Origin of the sequence: Desulfobotulus sp., from assembly GCF_034006065.1 — a bacterium.
GTDB lineage: Bacteria > Desulfobacterota > Desulfobacteria > Desulfobacterales > ASO4-4 > Desulfobotulus.
Genome location: NZ_JAVETM010000003.1, coordinates 34030 through 49494, shown reverse-complemented (window position 1 = coordinate 49494; position 15465 = coordinate 34030). Strand labels below are relative to the sequence as shown.

Annotated in this window: 11 protein-coding genes; 7 read left to right on the top strand and 4 right to left on the bottom strand. The window is 59.3% G+C overall.

Annotated elements, in window-relative coordinates; all coding sequences use genetic code 11:
- The first annotated feature begins 72 nt into the window (after positions 1–72).
- Positions 73–3042, top strand: a complete 2970-nt coding sequence (locus tag RBR60_RS02505; protein WP_320354188.1) for a hypothetical protein — start codon at positions 73–75, stop codon at positions 3040–3042.
- Between the two features lie 23 nt (positions 3043–3065).
- On the opposite strand, the gene RBR60_RS02500 is transcribed toward RBR60_RS02505, so the two are convergent.
- Positions 3066–4010: a DMT family transporter gene (locus tag RBR60_RS02500; RefSeq protein WP_320354186.1), complete on the bottom strand. Its 945-nt coding sequence runs from the start codon at positions 4008–4010 to the stop codon at positions 3066–3068.
- 64 nt (positions 4011–4074) lie between these two features.
- Complete coding sequence (locus tag RBR60_RS02495; RefSeq protein ID WP_320354185.1) at positions 4075–5514, bottom strand: PLP-dependent aminotransferase family protein; 1440 nt, start codon at positions 5512–5514, stop codon at positions 4075–4077.
- A gap of 294 nt (positions 5515–5808) precedes the next feature.
- On the opposite strand from RBR60_RS02495, the gene RBR60_RS02490 reads away from it, so the two are divergent.
- The 4 genes from RBR60_RS02490 to RBR60_RS02475 all read left to right on the top strand — a co-directional run bounded on the left by RBR60_RS02490 (position 5809) and on the right by RBR60_RS02475 (position 12316).
- Positions 5809–6450 carry a TetR/AcrR family transcriptional regulator gene (locus RBR60_RS02490; protein ID WP_320354184.1) on the top strand — a complete coding sequence of 214 codons (642 nt, stop codon included), beginning with the start codon at positions 5809–5811 and terminating at the stop codon, positions 6448–6450.
- Positions 6447–7880, top strand: coding sequence for an efflux transporter outer membrane subunit (locus tag RBR60_RS02485; RefSeq protein WP_320354183.1), 1434 nt, complete (start codon positions 6447–6449; stop codon positions 7878–7880). The genes RBR60_RS02490 and RBR60_RS02485 overlap by 4 nt, the downstream gene beginning before the upstream one ends.
- A gap of 62 nt (positions 7881–7942) precedes the next feature.
- The gene (locus RBR60_RS02480) at positions 7943–9154 is read left to right on the top strand and encodes an efflux RND transporter periplasmic adaptor subunit (RefSeq protein WP_320354181.1); all 1212 of its coding nucleotides are present in this window, start codon (positions 7943–7945) and stop codon (positions 9152–9154) included.
- A gap of 3 nt (positions 9155–9157) precedes the next feature.
- Entirely contained in the window at positions 9158–12316 is a 3159-nt protein-coding gene (locus tag RBR60_RS02475; protein WP_320354178.1) for an efflux RND transporter permease subunit, read from the top strand.
- A 77-nt stretch (positions 12317–12393) separates the two neighbouring features.
- On the opposite strand, the gene RBR60_RS02470 is transcribed toward RBR60_RS02475, so the two are convergent.
- A complete protein-coding gene (locus tag RBR60_RS02470; RefSeq protein WP_320354176.1) occupies positions 12394–13263 on the bottom strand; it encodes a hypothetical protein in 870 nt (289 codons plus the stop codon).
- 226 nt (positions 13264–13489) lie between these two features.
- On the opposite strand from RBR60_RS02470, the gene RBR60_RS02465 reads away from it, so the two are divergent.
- The gene (locus tag RBR60_RS02465; protein WP_320354175.1) at positions 13490–14077 is read left to right on the top strand and encodes an isochorismatase family cysteine hydrolase; all 588 of its coding nucleotides are present in this window, start codon (positions 13490–13492) and stop codon (positions 14075–14077) included.
- Positions 14078–14155: 78 nt separating this feature from the next.
- On the opposite strand, the gene RBR60_RS02460 is transcribed toward RBR60_RS02465, so the two are convergent.
- Complete coding sequence (locus tag RBR60_RS02460; RefSeq protein WP_320354174.1) at positions 14156–14563, bottom strand: hypothetical protein; 408 nt, start codon at positions 14561–14563, stop codon at positions 14156–14158.
- Between the two features lie 203 nt (positions 14564–14766).
- On the opposite strand from RBR60_RS02460, the gene RBR60_RS02455 reads away from it, so the two are divergent.
- Positions 14767–15465: a response regulator transcription factor gene (locus tag RBR60_RS02455; RefSeq protein WP_320354172.1), complete on the top strand. Its 699-nt coding sequence runs from the start codon at positions 14767–14769 to the stop codon at positions 15463–15465.

The following is a 15465-nucleotide window of genomic DNA, read 5'->3' as shown; positions in this document are numbered from 1 at the left end:
TCGGGCCTTTCCGAAAGGAGAGAATCGGTGGGGCCGAATTTTTCAAGGAGATTTTCCGGAGCATTGCCACCTATGGTATCTGGACGTTTTTTTCCGCCGGGTGTACGGCGGGAACAGCATCTGTTTCGGGAGGATCTGGTGTCCTTCGGCCGTTCTGTTCTGGCGGAATCCGGCAGGCTTGCCGCCATTGCACCGGCAGGCCAGGGAAAGAGTCAGTTCGGAGCCCAGGTGGCGTCGGAGGGAAGGGTCCTATGGCTTTCCTGCGATGGCGCGGATGCGGATCCTTCCGTATTGGCCACAGACCTGCTCCTTGCGGCGGGAGCGGCCCTTTCGAGCTGGAAAGGCCAGGGCCTTCGCACCCGTGCCCAGAGGGCGGAGCTTCTGCTGGAGGGCCCTCTGGGCTTTGTCCGCGCTTTTTACGCCTCCCTTGCGGATCAGGCTCCGGATCTGCTGGTTGTCATGGATGACCTGCATCTGGCCGCCCATCCCGCCAACCAATCCCTTCTGGAAGCGCTGGCCCAGGAAAGGCCTTTGGGCATTCGTCTGCTCTGGCTTTCCCGCAGCCTTCCCCAGCCCCTGGCGGCGGGCCTCAGCGCAGGGGATTTTCCCCGTATTTCCATGGAACGGCTGGCCATGCGGCCGTCTGAAATCCAAAGGCTTTACGCCTCTGTCTATGCCATCCCCATTTCATCGGAGGTGGCGGAAGACATTCACAAGGCCACCCAGGGCTGGACCATGGGGGTGGTGTCTGTACGCCGCAGGCTTGCGGAAGGTGAGCACATCCAGGCCGAAGCCTGCCTGGATGCGGATCTGCATCGGTTTTTCCATGATACTTTCCTGGGACGGCTCACGGGGCTGCGCAGAAGCTTTGTGCTCTGTCTCAGCGCCCTGGAGCGTATTCCCGTAAGCATGGTTCAGGATCTGGCGCCGGACAGCACTTTTCCCGGTCTTCTGCAGAATCTGGGGGAAGAAGGGCTTTTTGTGCAGAAGACGGGCTCGGACACCTATGCCTTTCATCACCTGATTCTGGATATGCTGAGGCAAAAGAGAGATTCCGAGGAACCCTTATCCGTACGGCGGTTTCTGCTTGGGGCCATGGCAGCCTGGCATGGGGAGAGGGGGCTGCTGACCGAGGCCTTGTGCTGTTTTGCCGCCTCAGGCGATGGAGACGGTGCGGAAACCTTGATGGACGCCCATTTTCCGGATTTTCTGAGCCTGCGTCAGGATGCCAGGATTGCGCGGTATCTCCTGGCCTTTGATGTGTCGGAAGAGCATCCCGGTCTGGCCCTGGGACTGGCTTTTTTTACCTTGGCGGAGGCGGATCCTGAAAAAACGGCTTTTTTTCTTCATACGGCTGCCAGAGGCTATGCAAGGCAAAAAAATCCCACAGGCGAGCTGCGCAGCCTGGTACTCATGATACGCAGGCGGCTTTTCGGAGATCTTCTTTACGACGCCCCGGATCGTCTTTTTCTTCGGATGACGGAACTTCTGGATCATCCGGATCTTCGTCTCTGCTTTGCAGATGATCTCCTTGTGGCCCTGGGGTGGGGGCAGTTTGCCATTCTTCATGCCTTTTCCCGGAAAATGGTGCAAAAACGGGTAGCACCCGTTCTGGTCCGGGGCGTTCCACCGGCTCTGGTTTCCATACAGGCCGAGCTCATCGCCATCCTCACCCATGGGGAGGCCATGACAGGCAGGCACAGAACGGCCCTTGAAATTTCCGAACAGGGCCACAGCCTTTTACAGGATCCGGCCCTTTCCTCCTGGAGCCTTTTCTGTCTGCGCTTTGCCAGGGCCAACACCTTGGGGCTTTGCGGCATGGAGGCGGCCTTTGTTCAGGAAAGCCGTCATATTCTCTGTCTTCCGCGTCCCCTGCTGGACCGCACCCTGGCCCTTCCCTTTATCCGTATCCGGGAAATCTGCTTTCTCATACAAAGGGGCCGGTACCGGGAAGCCGAAGGTCTGGCAACAGCAAGACTTCAGGATCCCCAGGTGGCGGCCCAGCCCGCTCTTACGGGTGAATTTCTTCAGTACCGCGCCTGGGCTCTGGCTCTCCTTGGAGAAAAAGACGCAGCGCTGACCGTGGCCGCAGCTTCGGAAGCCGCCCAGGCCGCGGGAGGCAACGCCTTCTTTCAGCTGATGAATCTTCTCATGACCGGGGCTGTGGCGGCCCTGTGCGGGGAAAGGGCGGAAGCGGAAAGGAAAATGGAAAAGGTTTTGGATCAGCAGCTGGTGGCGGAAGAAATCTGTCTGCGGGAAGGCGCTTTCTGGATACGCAGCTTTGTGCGTCTGCAGGCAGATCCGGATACGGCCTGTGGGGATCTGAAGGAAGCGCTCTATCTTTCCCGGATCCGGAATGCGCCGCATTTTCTATTTGCTCCGGCCTGGCTTCCTTCGGTTCTCAGCCTGGCCATGGAGCGGGGCATCGAAGGAGAAAGGGTGGAGGCCCTGGCCAGGGAAGGGCTGGGTCTGGGTTTTGACGCCAGGGGCAAGGCCTTTGACCTGCCGGAGGTGCGTCTTCTTGGCGGCTTTGCCCTGGTGTGCGGTGAAAGGCGCATGCATGCCGCAGATCTTTCTCCCCTGCACCGCAGTCTTCTTGGGCTGCTCATCCTTTCGCCTGGGCACAGCATGTCCGTTTCCGGTATTCAGGAAAGGCTCTGGCCCCATGTGATGGCAGAATCTGCGCGTACCAGTATGGATGCAGCCCTTTCACGGCTCAGGCGGGTGCTGGGGCAGCATCTGGGCAAGGGGGCCACGGCCTGTCTTGGGCTGAACAATGGGGTGCTGTCCCTTTTTCCCCGGAGCGTGGATGCCCTTTCTTATCTGGAGGAGGTGGCTGCTGCGGAAAAGGCCAGACTTTCAGGCTGTCCCTGGATGGCCGAGGCCCATCTGGCCCAGGCGGCGGCTCTGGACAGGGGGGCGTACAGCGGTGAGGTGCTGGGCCTTGAGGAGGCAGGCAGCCTTGGAGAAGCCGTGGCTGAGGCCCGCAGACGTCTGGCCTTGTGGAAGGAGGATCTGCATCCGGATGGGGAGGCGGGATAGGGGGGGCAAAGCCCCCCGGATTTTTATGCGGCCTGTTTCAGGGTATCGGTTCCTGACAAGGCTTGGGGCTGGGTTCGTGGGGCTGGCTGGGGCTCCTTTTTTTTCTTGCGCATCATAAGAAAGTTGCCGCTGAGGATGAAGAGCACACCGCAGGCTGCGGAAAGGGTCCATTGGTAGCCTTCAAAGAAAGTGGAAAAGACAAGGGCCACAATGGGAAAGAGCAGGGTGGCGTAAGCGGCCCGTTCCGGACCGATGCTGCCCACAAGGCTGAGATAGCAGCCAAAGGCCACGATGGAGCCGAAGATGGCCAGGTAAAACAGAGCCCCCATATAGGAAAGGGTGAGGGGAGGCATGAGATTTTTCCCTGAAGCCAGGGAAAAGCACAGCATGAAGAGGCCGCCATAGGCCATGCCGAAGGCATTGGTCTGGAGGATGGGAAGGCCCTTTTTCTGATTACGTGCGGAAAGAATGTTGCCGATGGAGGCCAGCCAGGTACCAGCCAGGCAGAGAAGAACCCCCACAAAGCCCTTGTCAGACAGGTGAAAGGCTTCCAGTTCCGGTCGGAAGACGAGAACAATGCCGCTGAGGCCCAGGGCTCCGGCCCAGAGCACCTGCATGTCCACCCGGTTTTTGAGAAACAGGGCAGCGTTGACCACATTCATCAGTACGATGGTGGAAAAGAGCACAGCGGCGAGACCGCTGGGGATATAAAGTTCACAGAGATAAAAACACCAGTAATTCAGGGCAAAGAGAAAGAAACCCTGGCAGGCCATGGCCAAGTGGGCTTTGGGGGGAAATTTCAGCCGGATCCGGGTCAGGGCGCAGAAGGCGAGCAGAAGCAGGGCGGCCAGGGTGAAGCGCAGGGCCACGGAAACCATAGGGTCCACCTCGCCCAGCTGAAAGGTGATGGCAATCCAGGTGGAACCCCAGATGAGAACGGTGAGGGCATAGAAGAAGAGATTACGCATGGAAAACTCCGCAATGGGGAAAGGGGAAAAATCGTATAGGGCAAAGGATTGGGCGTCTTTTTTTTTAGGATGTGTCCATGGAAGCGGCCATTTTGCCTAAACTTTCCACGGCCCAGGCGGTTTCTTCGGACCAGGCCGCTGCATTGAGCCGGACGTAATGGCGGTAGTGGTCTGTGGTTGAAAAAAGGGTGCCCGGCGCAATGCTGATTTTTGCGCAGAGGGCCTTTTGATAGAGTTGCATGGCGTCACAGGTTTCCGGCATTTCCACCCAGAGGGTGAAGCCGCCCTGGGGGCTTGTGATGCGGGTGCCTTGGGGAAAAAGCTGGCGGATGGCTTCGGCCATGTCCGCTGTTTTTTTTGCGTACATTTTGCGGATATGGCGCAGATGATGCTCATAGCCTCCGGACTGGAGAAATTCAGCCACGGCAAGCTGGGTGGGCGTGGCCGAGGCCAGGGTGGAGATCATCTTGAGCCTGATCACCCTTTCCTGGTGTTTTCCTGCGGCCAGCCATCCCACGCGGTATCCTGGGGCAAGGGTTTTGGAAAAGGATCCGCAGAGCAGAACCTGGCCGTTTCGATCCCAGGCCTTGGCCACGGAAGGACGGGTGTTGGCAAAGGAAAGATCTCCGTTGATGTCGTCTTCCACCAGGGGGACGCCGTGGCGGGCAAGGAGACCTACGAGCCGCTTTTTTTTCTCATCGGATAGGGTGACTCCCAGGGGGTTATTGAAGTTGGAGATCACAAGGCAGGCCGCAAGACTCTGGGTCTGCAGGGCCTTTTCCAGGGTATCCAGGCAGAGTCCTGTTTCCGGAGAAGAGGGAATCTCAAGGACCTTAAGGGAAAGTTCCCGGAACATTTCAAGGAAATTGAAGTAGATGGGCGAGCCGATGGCCAGGGTGTCGCCCGGTCTGCACAGGGCGCGGAGGGCCAGGAAGACGGCCTCACAGGCACCGGAGGTGATGAGAATCTCATCAGGATCCAGGTCACAGCCGGCCAGTGTCAGCCTGCGGGCAATCTGCACCCGCAGCTTCAGGCTGCCCGGGGGCATGGCGTAGGCGGTGCTTTCGGCTTTGAATTTACGGCACTGGGCAGCCATCATTGCGGAGAGTCGGGCTGAGGGAACGCAGTCCTGGGCGGGGATGGCCGCCCCAAAGGGCAGCATGCGGGGATCGGCCGCGTGGCGCAGGATCTGGGAGGAAATGTGTTCTGTGGGTACGGCTGCGGGCGCAAGGTCCGGACCGGAAAAGGCGGGCTGCCGGGGCAGGTCAAAGCCCCTGGGCCGCACATAATAGCCGGACTGGGGACGGGATTCGAGGATGCGCTGGTCTTCCAGAAGAAGATAGGCCTGCTTGACGGTGTTGAGGCTCACGCCCATGCTCCGGCTCAGTTCCCGGATGGAGGGAACCCGCTCTCCGGGACGGTAGACGCCGGTGCTGACAAGCCGGGTCATGCGTTCGTGGATTTCTTCGTAGCGGTATTTTTTGTCCTGCGTTTTCGTATTCATGGATCCCAGCCTAAGCTTTTGGTGGAAAAAAAACAGATACAATTGTTTTCTTTCCCCATGGGTACAGTTTTTTAAAAAAAAGAAACAGAAGGCAGGCGAGACAATTGCAGGCTTTTCGGAAAAAAGACCCAAGGTCCCTTATTTTGGTGGGATTTTCGTGTGATTCAGCCGGGGTCTGGCGCTGAGCCTTCCCTTGTGCTGAGAGTTTTTTTGGGGTCTTGACAAGGCAGGGGTAATTTCATACAAAAGATTAAAACAATCGTTTGATTGAATCGGGTGTGTCATGGAGGTCCCATGGAAGAAAGCAATACCAAAGATCGCATTCTCAATGCCGCTGAAAGGCTTTTTGCGGAACAGGGGTTCAGGGGTGCTGGCATCCGGGCCATCACACAGATGGCAGGAGTGAACGCGGCTGCGGTGAACTACCACTTCGGCTCCAAGGAACAACTGCTGGAGGCGGTGATCGAACGGAGAATCGTGCCCATTAACGAAGAGCGCATGGCGTTGCTGGAGGCGGTGCTGCTGGAGGCGGAAAGGCAGGGGATCAAGCCACCCATGGAGCCCCTGGTGCGGGCGCTCGTTGCCCCCACGATCCGGGGGCTTGTGCAGGGGGGGCCGGAGCTGCGTTTCCATGTGCTGGCCGCCCGCATGGTGACGGACCCGGATCCCCAGCTTCAGGCCATCTTCCACAAATACATGGACAGGGCCATCCTGGCCTTTGTGTCGGCCTTCTGTGGAGCGCTCCCGGACCTTCCCATGGAAAGGGTTGTGATGCGACTTCAGTTTGTCATCGGCGCCATGCTGCATACGGTGCACTGTCTGCATGGCAGTCATCCCGTTATTCGTATCATCCGGGAATTTCCGGAAAAACTGGACGTGGAAGCGGTGACGGAAAGCCTGATCCGTTTTCTTGTCCGGGGGATGGAGGGGGTATGACCATGCGGGGCTGTCTGATGCTGATGCTGGCGCTGATGTTTTTTTCCTGTACTCCAAGGCCGTCCCTGGACCTGGATGCGCCTGCGCCGGGTCCGGATTTTCCCGCGCCTGCGAGAAGCTTTGGGACTCTGGAGCCTGAAGCCCGGTGGTGGGAGGTTTTTGATGATCCGGAACTGACCCGTGTGGTGGAGCGTACCCTGCGCAATCCCGAAGCCATGCAGGCTCTGGCCCGTCTGAAAAGGGCCAGAGCTCTGATGGGAAGCGAGGCTGCGGCCAGGATGCCGAAGCTGGATGGGGATCTCAGCGCAGGCCAATCCCGGCTGGTTTCGGGAAAGGAAAAAGAAACCCTTTCCCTGGGCCTGGCCGCTTCCTATGAGGTGGATCTCTGGGGGCGGCTGGAGGCTGCGGAAGACAAGGCCCGCTTTCTGGCCGGGGCTTCGGAGGCGGATCTTCTGAGCCTGTACCGGATGCTGGCCGCAGAGGCAGGAACCCTTTATTTTCAGTATCAGACCGGAGCCCTGCGCCTTACCCTTCTCCGGGAAAAGCTGCTGGTCTCCTCGGATCTTCTGGCCTGGACCCGGCAGCGCTATGAACGGGGGCTTCTGGCCCTTTCGGAGCTGGCCCGGGCCGAAGCGGCCTTTGCCGTGCTGGAGGCAGGGGTTGCGGACGCTGAAGCGAGCCTGAAGGTGCATGGGCATGCCCTTTCGGTGCTTTCCGGCCTTGGGCCGGGTGCGGAGCTTCCCACTTACAAAGACCTTCCCGCGGAACCGCCTCTTTTTTACGAGGAAGGCCTGCCTTCGGATCTGGTGCGCCAGCGGCCCGATGTTCAGGCCGCCTGGCTGCGGGTGGAGGCGGCGGATCAGGATGTGGCCATGGCCATCCGCGACCGATTTCCCCGGTTTCAGCTGAAAGCCGGGACGGGCTGGGCCCATGAGGAAACAGGGGTCACGGATCTTTCCGGAATCACATGGAATCTCGGTGCTTCCCTTGCCGCTCCGCTGGTGGATTGGGGGCGGCGCAAAGCCCTGGTGAAGGCCCAGGAGGCGGCCCTTGAAGGTGCGGTGGATGCCTGGCGACAGACCTTTCTCACCGGACTTCGGGAAATGGCTGACGCCCTGGTGCGTAATGAGGCTCAGGAAAGGGTGCTTGCGGCAAGAAAACGCCAGCAGGAGCAGACGGCGCTGGAGTTTTCCCAGGCCAGCCTCCGGTATGAAAAGGGCGTCTGGGGGTATGCGGACTACCTCAGCGCGGAAAACCGGGATCTTGAGGCCAGAGAGGCCGTGGTGGGTGCCCGGCTGGAGCTTCTGCGCCAGCGCATTCTCCTTGCCCGGAGTCTTGGGGGCTCCTGGACTTCGGGGGCTCTGGCCGAGACCCTTGCACAGGAGGGCAGGGAATCTGCCCGATCATCGGAAGGGCATTTCCGGAAATGAAAAAAGAACAGGAAAAGAAGGCGTGTGGACCTGACGCCTGCCAGGGAAAAAAGGAAGGGATCATGGGACAATGGGACGGGGGACAAGGGGACAGGGAACAAAGGGTCATGGGAAAAGCGGGCCGGGGATTCATAAAGGGCGTTCTTCCCCTGCTGGTGCTGGCGGCGGGGGCGGGCATCATGGGCTTTCTCATTGCCAATCGGGAAAGACCACAGCCGGTTTTTCCGGAGTCTCCGGGAATTCTTGTGGAAACCCGCAGTCTTGCGCTTTCCGATGTGCCCGTTCGGGTGCGGGCCACGGGAACGCTGACGGCCAGCCGTGAGGCGGCCATCGCCGCGGAGGTGAGCGGCCGGGTGCTGCATCTTCATCCCCGGCTGGAAGTGGGCGGTTTCATCGGAAAAGATGAAATCCTTTTTGTGCTGGATGATACGGACTACCGGCTGGCGCGGATGGCCGCGGAAGCGGAGCTGGCCCGCACCGAGGCTCTCCTGCTGGAAGAGGAAGGCCGGGGACTGGCGGCCCGTGCGGATTGGGATCTCAGTCATCCGGGAAAAACACCGGATTCGCCCCTGGTGCTGCGGGAACCCCAGCGCAGGCAGGCCGAAGCCGCTGTGGCCGCCGCAAGGGCGGCGGTGGCCCGGCATGGGCGGGACATGGCCCGGTGTACGGTGAAAGCGCCCTTTGATCTTCGGGTGATGGATCAGTCCCTGGCTCCGGGCTCCTTTCTCATGGCGGGGCAGTCTGTGATGCAGGTGGCGGCCACGGCATCGGCGGATCTTCTGCTCTCGCTCTCCCCTTCGGATCTGGACTGGCTTCTGCTGCCGGAACCCGGCGCGGAGGGCGATACGCCTGTGGAGATCCGGATTCCGGAAGCGCCCCAGGCCCGGCGTTCCGGTGTGCTGCTTCGGGTGCTGGGGGATGTGGAGCCCAAGGGCCGCATGACCCGCATTCTGGTCCGTATTCCCGATCCCTATGGCCTTCGGGAAAAAAACAGTGCCCTCAACGCAGGCCAGTTTGTGGAGGCCCTCATTCCCGGCAGGGTGGCGGAGAGGGTTTTGGATATCGAGGCTTCCGTCCTGCGGGAGGAAAGCCGTCTCTGGTGGATGGACAGTGCCGGAACCCTGCGCATGGAAAAGGTTGAGGTACTGCGCAGGACAGGGGGCCGGGTGCTTTTGCGCACAGACCTTCCCGAAGGGACGGATCTTGTGGTTTCCGCCATTGGCGGAGCTGTGGAAGGCATGAAACTCCGGGCGGCGCAAGCCGGAAAGGAATAGGCCATGAAATCCGCGATGGCGTGGATGGCGCGGCACCATGTGGCGGCCAACCTTCTCATGCTGGTCTTTGTGGCCGGCGGCCTCATCAAGGGGCTGGGGGTGAAACAGGAGGTTTTTCCGGAAATCTCCCTGGACAGAATCCGTGTCGAGGTGGCCTATCCGGGCGCTTCTCCCGAGGAGATCGAGGAAGGGGTGCTGCTCAAGATTGAGGAGAATCTTTCCGGCATTGACGGCATTGACGAGGTGCGGTCCTCGGCTTCCGAGGGTCTGGGGCTCGTTACGGCGGAGCTTTACGGAGGCGTGGATGCGGACCGGGTGCTCAATGAGGTGAAAAGCGAGGTGGACCGCATCATCACCTTCCCGGAAGAGGCGGAAAAACCCGTTATCACCAAAATGCTCAACCTTGCTGAAGTGGTGAGCCTTGTTCTCTGGGGGGAGGTGTCCGAGCGCACCCTGAGGGAACAGGCGGAAAGGATGCGGGAGGCGCTTCTGGATTTTCCGGAGATCACCCAGCTGGAGCTGCACGGCCTGCGGGATTACGAGATGGCCATTGAGATCCGGGAGGAAGCCTTAAGGCGCTACGGCCTCACCCTGGATCAGGTGGCGGCGGCGGTGCGGGCCGCTTCCCTGGATCTTCCCGGCGGCAAACTGCGCACCCAGGGCGGGGAGATTCTCCTGAGAACCAAGGAGAAAAAATACCTTGCACGGGACTACGCGGATATCCGGCTCATGGCCCTTGCTGACGGCGGCATCCTGAGACTGGGAGAGGTGGCGGAAATCCGGGAGGGCTTTGCGGAAACGGATGTGGCGGCGCGCTATAACGGAAAACCCGCAGCCATGATCAAGGTGTTTCGCACCGGAGACCAGAAGCCCCTGGAGATCGCCCGGAGAGTGCTGGATTATGCTGCGGAAGAAAATCGTCTTCTGCCCCAGGGCCTGCGGGTGGAGGTCTGGAATGACACCTCCGAGCTTTTTGAAAGCCGTATGGATCTTCTTTTCCGGAACGCGAAGCTGGGGCTTGTTCTCGTGCTCTGTGTGCTGGGGATTTTTCTTCATTTCCGGTTGGCCTTCTGGGTCATGCTGGGCATTCCCGTGAGTTTTCTCGGTGGGCTTTTTGTGATGCCCTTCTTTGACACCTCCATCAACATGGTGAGCCTTTTCGCCTTTATTCTGGTGCTGGGCATTGTGGTGGACAATGCCATTGTGGTGGGGGAAAACGTCTATGAAAAACGCCAGCAGGGCATGGACAGGCTGACCGCCGCCATTGAGGGCGTACAGGAGATGGGCCTGCCCGTGACCTTTTCCGTACTCACCACGGTGGCGGCTTTTCTGCCCCTGGCCTTCATTGCCGGAACCATGGGAAAATTCATGCGGGATGTGCCCATTGTGGTCATCGCCATCCTGCTGGTTTCTCTGGTGGAATCCCTCTTTGTGCTGCCCGCCCATCTGGCTTCCATCCGCAAAACCACAACCTCGGGAAAAATGGCGGGTCTTTGGGGGAAATTTTCAGGCGCTCTGGAAGGCTTCAGCTCCGGCCCCTTTTCCCGCGTTCTGGCCTTTGCCATGAAAAACCGTTACCTGACCGCAGCCAGCGGCGTGGCGGCTCTCCTCATTACCCTGGGCCTTGTGGGCGGTGGTATTGTGAAGTTCCAGTTCATGCCCGAGGTGGAGGGCGATCAGGTGCGGGTTTCCCTGCGCATGCCGCCGGGAACGGCTGTGGAAGAGACCCGCGTTCTGGTGGACAGGCTGATGGCGCTGGGGATGGAGACCGTTGCGGCGGTGGAGGCGGAAGAAGGGGAAAGCTCCCTGATGCGGAGCCTTTACGCCCAGGTGGGCGCGTCCATGGCAGCCATGGGGCCGGGCAATGACGGGCAGGTTCAGAGCGGTGGCCATATCGGCGAGGTGGTCTTGAGCCTTGTTCCCGCAGAGCGGCGGGCCGTATCCAGCGAAAAGGTGCGGGATCTGTGGCGGCAGCGGGTGGACGAGATTCCCGGTGTGGAATCCCTCACCTTTCAGACCAACCTGATCCGCATGGGCGCACAGATTGATGTGGAGGCCACCCATGGGGATTTTGCCGTGCTGGAAAAGGTGGCCGAAGATCTGAAAACGGCCATCGGAGCCTATCCCGGTGTGCGGGACGTGGAGGACAGCCTGGTGGCGGGTGCTCGGGAACTGAAGCTGCGGCTGAAGGACAGCGGCCGGACTTTGGGTTTCACGGAAACGGATCTTGCCCGTCAGGTGCGGGCCGCCTTTTATGGGGCGGAAGCCCTGCGCCTTCAGATCGGCCGCAATGAGGTGAAGGTCATGGTGCGCTATCCCGAAGACGAGCGGCGACTTCTCCGGAATCTGGAGGATTTCAGGGTCCGCACGGCCGAAGGCCTTTCCCTGCCCCTTTCCATGGCTGCGGACATTGAAGAGAGCCAGGGCTACAGCCTCATTGCCCGGAACCGGCAGAAGCGGGTGGCCCATGTGACCGCCAGTGTGGACAGCGGCAAAGCCAATGCGGGCGAGATCCTTGAAGCCCTTAAAGCCGATATTTTTCCGGCCCTGCTGGCGGACCATCCGGGCTTAGGCCTTTCCTTCGGCGGCGAGGACAAGGAGAAGAGAAAGGTGGGAGAGAGCATGAAGGAGGGCTTTCTGCTGGCCCTTGTGGCCATCTATGTGCTGCTGGCCGTTCCCCTGAACAGCTATGGTCAGCCCCTTCTCATCATGGTGTCCATTCCCTTTGGCGTGGTGGGTGCCATCTGGGGGCATCTGCTCATGGGCTATCCCCTGACCATGTTGAGCATGTTCGGTATTGTGGCCCTTTCCGGAGTTGTGGTGAACAATGCCCTGCTGCTCATGGACCGCATCAACGTCAATCGTGCGAAGGGCCTGGACGCGGAAGCTTCGGTACTGGAGGCCGGAGAGCGGCGGCTTCGGCCCATTTTGCTGACCTCCCTCACCACCTTCTGCGGTCTCATGCCCATGATCCTTGAAACCAGCATGCAGGCCCGTTTTCTTATTCCCATGGCCATCAGTCTGGGTTTCGGAATCCTTTTCACCACCCTGATCATTCTGGTGCAGGTTCCGGCTCTGTATCTGATCCTCGAAGACATGAAGGGCGGGGTGAGAAGAGTGGGAAGGGTCTTTGGCAAGGAAGCGACAATTCCGGACCCCTGAGAAGCGTTTTGGGCTCTGGGCCTGAAAGAAGGAGGGCAGGGGGCTTCTGAAAAGCCCCCTCAGGTATAGGAAAAGGTTTACTCCAGAGGGATGAGGGTGAAGGTCTCCCAGGTGCTGGCCGCAGGTCGGTTGGCCACCACGGTGCCACCGCCGCCGTTTTCTGCGCAGACATACAATCCGTTGGCGGTCTGAAGGGCAATGCTGTTTTCCCCGGCCATGCGGACCAGGGTGAAGGTTTCATTTTCTCCGGGTGTGGTGCGGTCTGCGATCAGGGCCCGGCCTCCGCCGCCTTCTGCGCGGACGAACTGGCCGTTGTAGGCCTGGAGGGCGACCTTGTTGTCACCGGGCATGGGAATGAGGGTAAAGGTTTCCCATTCCCTGGCGTGGGAGCGGTTGGCCACCAGGGCCTGGCCGCCGCCGCTTTCTGCACAGAGAAAGTGCCCATTGTGGGTCTTGAAAGCCACTTTCCGGGTCCGCAGGGCAGGGGCGGGTGTCACCGTGGCGCTGGGGCTTTCTGGCCGGACGGAACAGATCCGGATGTTGGCCTTGCAGGCAAGGGGATCGTATTTTTCATGGGCGCCATTGACGGAAACAATGACATGGGTGCAGGTGGGGTCTTTTTTGTAGGTGGCCAGGTAGGTGCTGACAGGAAATTCCGTGAGGGGTCCTGTGTAGATGGTTTTCCAGACACCGTTCTGATAACGGGCGTGCAGGGTGAGATAGCGGAGTGTTCCGGAGGTATTGGTGACGGTCAGGATGTCCTCATCCTGAAGGGTATCGAGCAGAATGGCTGCGTAATTGCCACCGCTTTTTTTGGTGATGCTGTCGCCTGAGCCGTCATTCACAATGGAAGCCGCAAGGCGGCAGGTGTGGCTTTCTGTCTGAGCGTAGGCGGAAAAGGAAAGGAAAAAAAGGGAAAGAATGAGTATCCATAGGGATTTTTTCATGGACCTGGCCTTTCATGGGTGGAAAAAAAGGTAAAGCCATGCAAGGGTGTTCCCTTGGGCAGGGCATGGGGTGGATGCGTTTTTCATAGCATCCGCCTGCGTCCTCGTCCATGGGAAAATCCTTTTAAAGTCTTGGGCTTCAGGATGCGGACCCAAGCCCTTCAGAGCCTCTGGCTGAGGTCTGTGGCGGGTTTGGGGGAATCTTTTTTCAGGCGAAAGGAAGGTTATGAAAGAAGAAAGGTTGGCCCTTGTCATCATCGATATGCAAAAGGATTTTGTGCTTCCGGAAGCGCCTTTGCGCATTGCCGGAGCTGCGGGAACCCTTCCTGCCATCCGGAGGCTTCTGGATGCTTTTCGTGCAGAAAAACGTCCTGTGATCCATGTGATCCGGGAGCATCGCACAGATGGTGTGGATGTGGAGGCTTTTCGCATGGAGCTTTTCACAAGGCAGGGGGGCTTTGCCGTTCCGGGTACCCGGGGAGTGGAGATTGTGGATGAACTGAAGCCCCTTGAAGGGGAGTATGTGCTGGTAAAGCGCAGGTTCAGCGCCTTCATGCAGACGGAGCTGGATTTCATGCTCCGTCGACTCGGGGTGACCCGCCTTGTGGTCTGCGGCACCCAGTATCCCGTGTGCATCCGCACCACCATCTTTGACGCCCTGGCCCTGGGCTACGATGTGACCAGCGTGGTGGATGCCACATCCGCCCAGACGGAAGAGGTGGCAGCATCCAATATCCGGGACATCGCAGCCATGGGCGTGACGTGTCAGTCTGTGGCGGATTTTCTGGCAGAAAGGGGAAAATCCGGAGGGTAAGGAAAGGTCCAGGGGCCTCCCTCCATGGGAGGCCCTGGTTTGGGACAGGCAGAGCTTTGCAAAAAAGGCTCAGTGGCCTCAAGATCCTTGGGATCTGAGACCCGGATGCCCCTTGCCCCTGCCCGGATGCCGGTCCATGATTTTTTCCCGTCTTTCTTCCCGGAGCTTGCGGAAAGCCTCCATCTGATCCTCGTTGAGAAGACCTTGGAGTTTTGTTTCTTCTTCGGCATCCAGAGCTTCCATGGCGGCTTTGGCCTTTTGGTGGAAATCCTCCATCAGCGCCTGACGTTTTTCCATCATTTCGGAAAGAAGAGGTTTGAGCGCTTCCTTCTGGGTGGCGTTGAGATCCAGGTGTTTTTCCAGACGATCCGCCATGCGTTCAGGATCTCTTTGGTCATGCCCCTTACCGCCATAGGCCAGGACAAAACCCGGAAGAAGGAAAAGGATGAGGGCAAGGGGGATGAGGGGGGAGAATTTTTTTTTCATGGCAGGCCTCCTGGATGAATGGGAATGAAGCGGAAAAGGATTTTTTCCGGAATTTTAAAAACCGGAATTTTAAAAAAGATACCCCTTTTTCGCGTAAAGGGGCGTGAATTTGGGTAAAGCAGGACGCAGAATCCCTTTACAATTATTTACGGCCGGAAAAGGCCGGTCTCTGGCATGATGGCATGCTTAAAAGGGAGGCGTATATGCTGCGGATTCTGGTGATTGACGACGACAGGGAGCTGACGGCCCTTCTGGCCGAATATCTGGGTTCAGAAGGATTTGCTGTGGAAGGCGTTCAGGATGGGGCTGAAGGATTGGAAAAAGCGCTGACCGGAGATGCGGATCTTGTGGTGCTGGATGTAATGATGCCCGGCATGGGCGGGCTTGAGGTCCTGCGGAGATTGCGGATGAAGAGTACCCTGCCTGTGGTCATGCTGACGGCCCGGGGCGAGGATGTGGACCGCATTGTGGGCCTTGAGATCGGCGCGGATGATTATCTCGGTAAACCCTTTAACCCCAGGGAGCTTGTGGCCCGGATCCGGGCCGTTCTCCGCCGCAGCGGCGGTGATGGGGAAGGCTCAGGAGGGATGGAAGAGAGCCGCCCTGTGGAGCTGGGGGATGTTCGGCTTTATCCCGGAAGCAGGCGGGTGCTGCGAGGGGGCGAGATGGTTTCCCTGACCATGGTAGAGTTTGATTTTCTGGCTCTTTTTCTCAGCCATGCGGGTGAAGCCCTGGGCCGGGAGTTTCTTTCCTCCGAGGTGCTGGGCAGAGACCTTGGGGTTTACGATCGCAGTGTGGATGTGCATGTGAGCAGTCTGCGTCGCAAACTGGGGCCAAGGCCCGACGGCGTGGAGCGTATCCGGGCCATCCGGGGTGTGGGATATCTTTATGCGGCTTCCTGA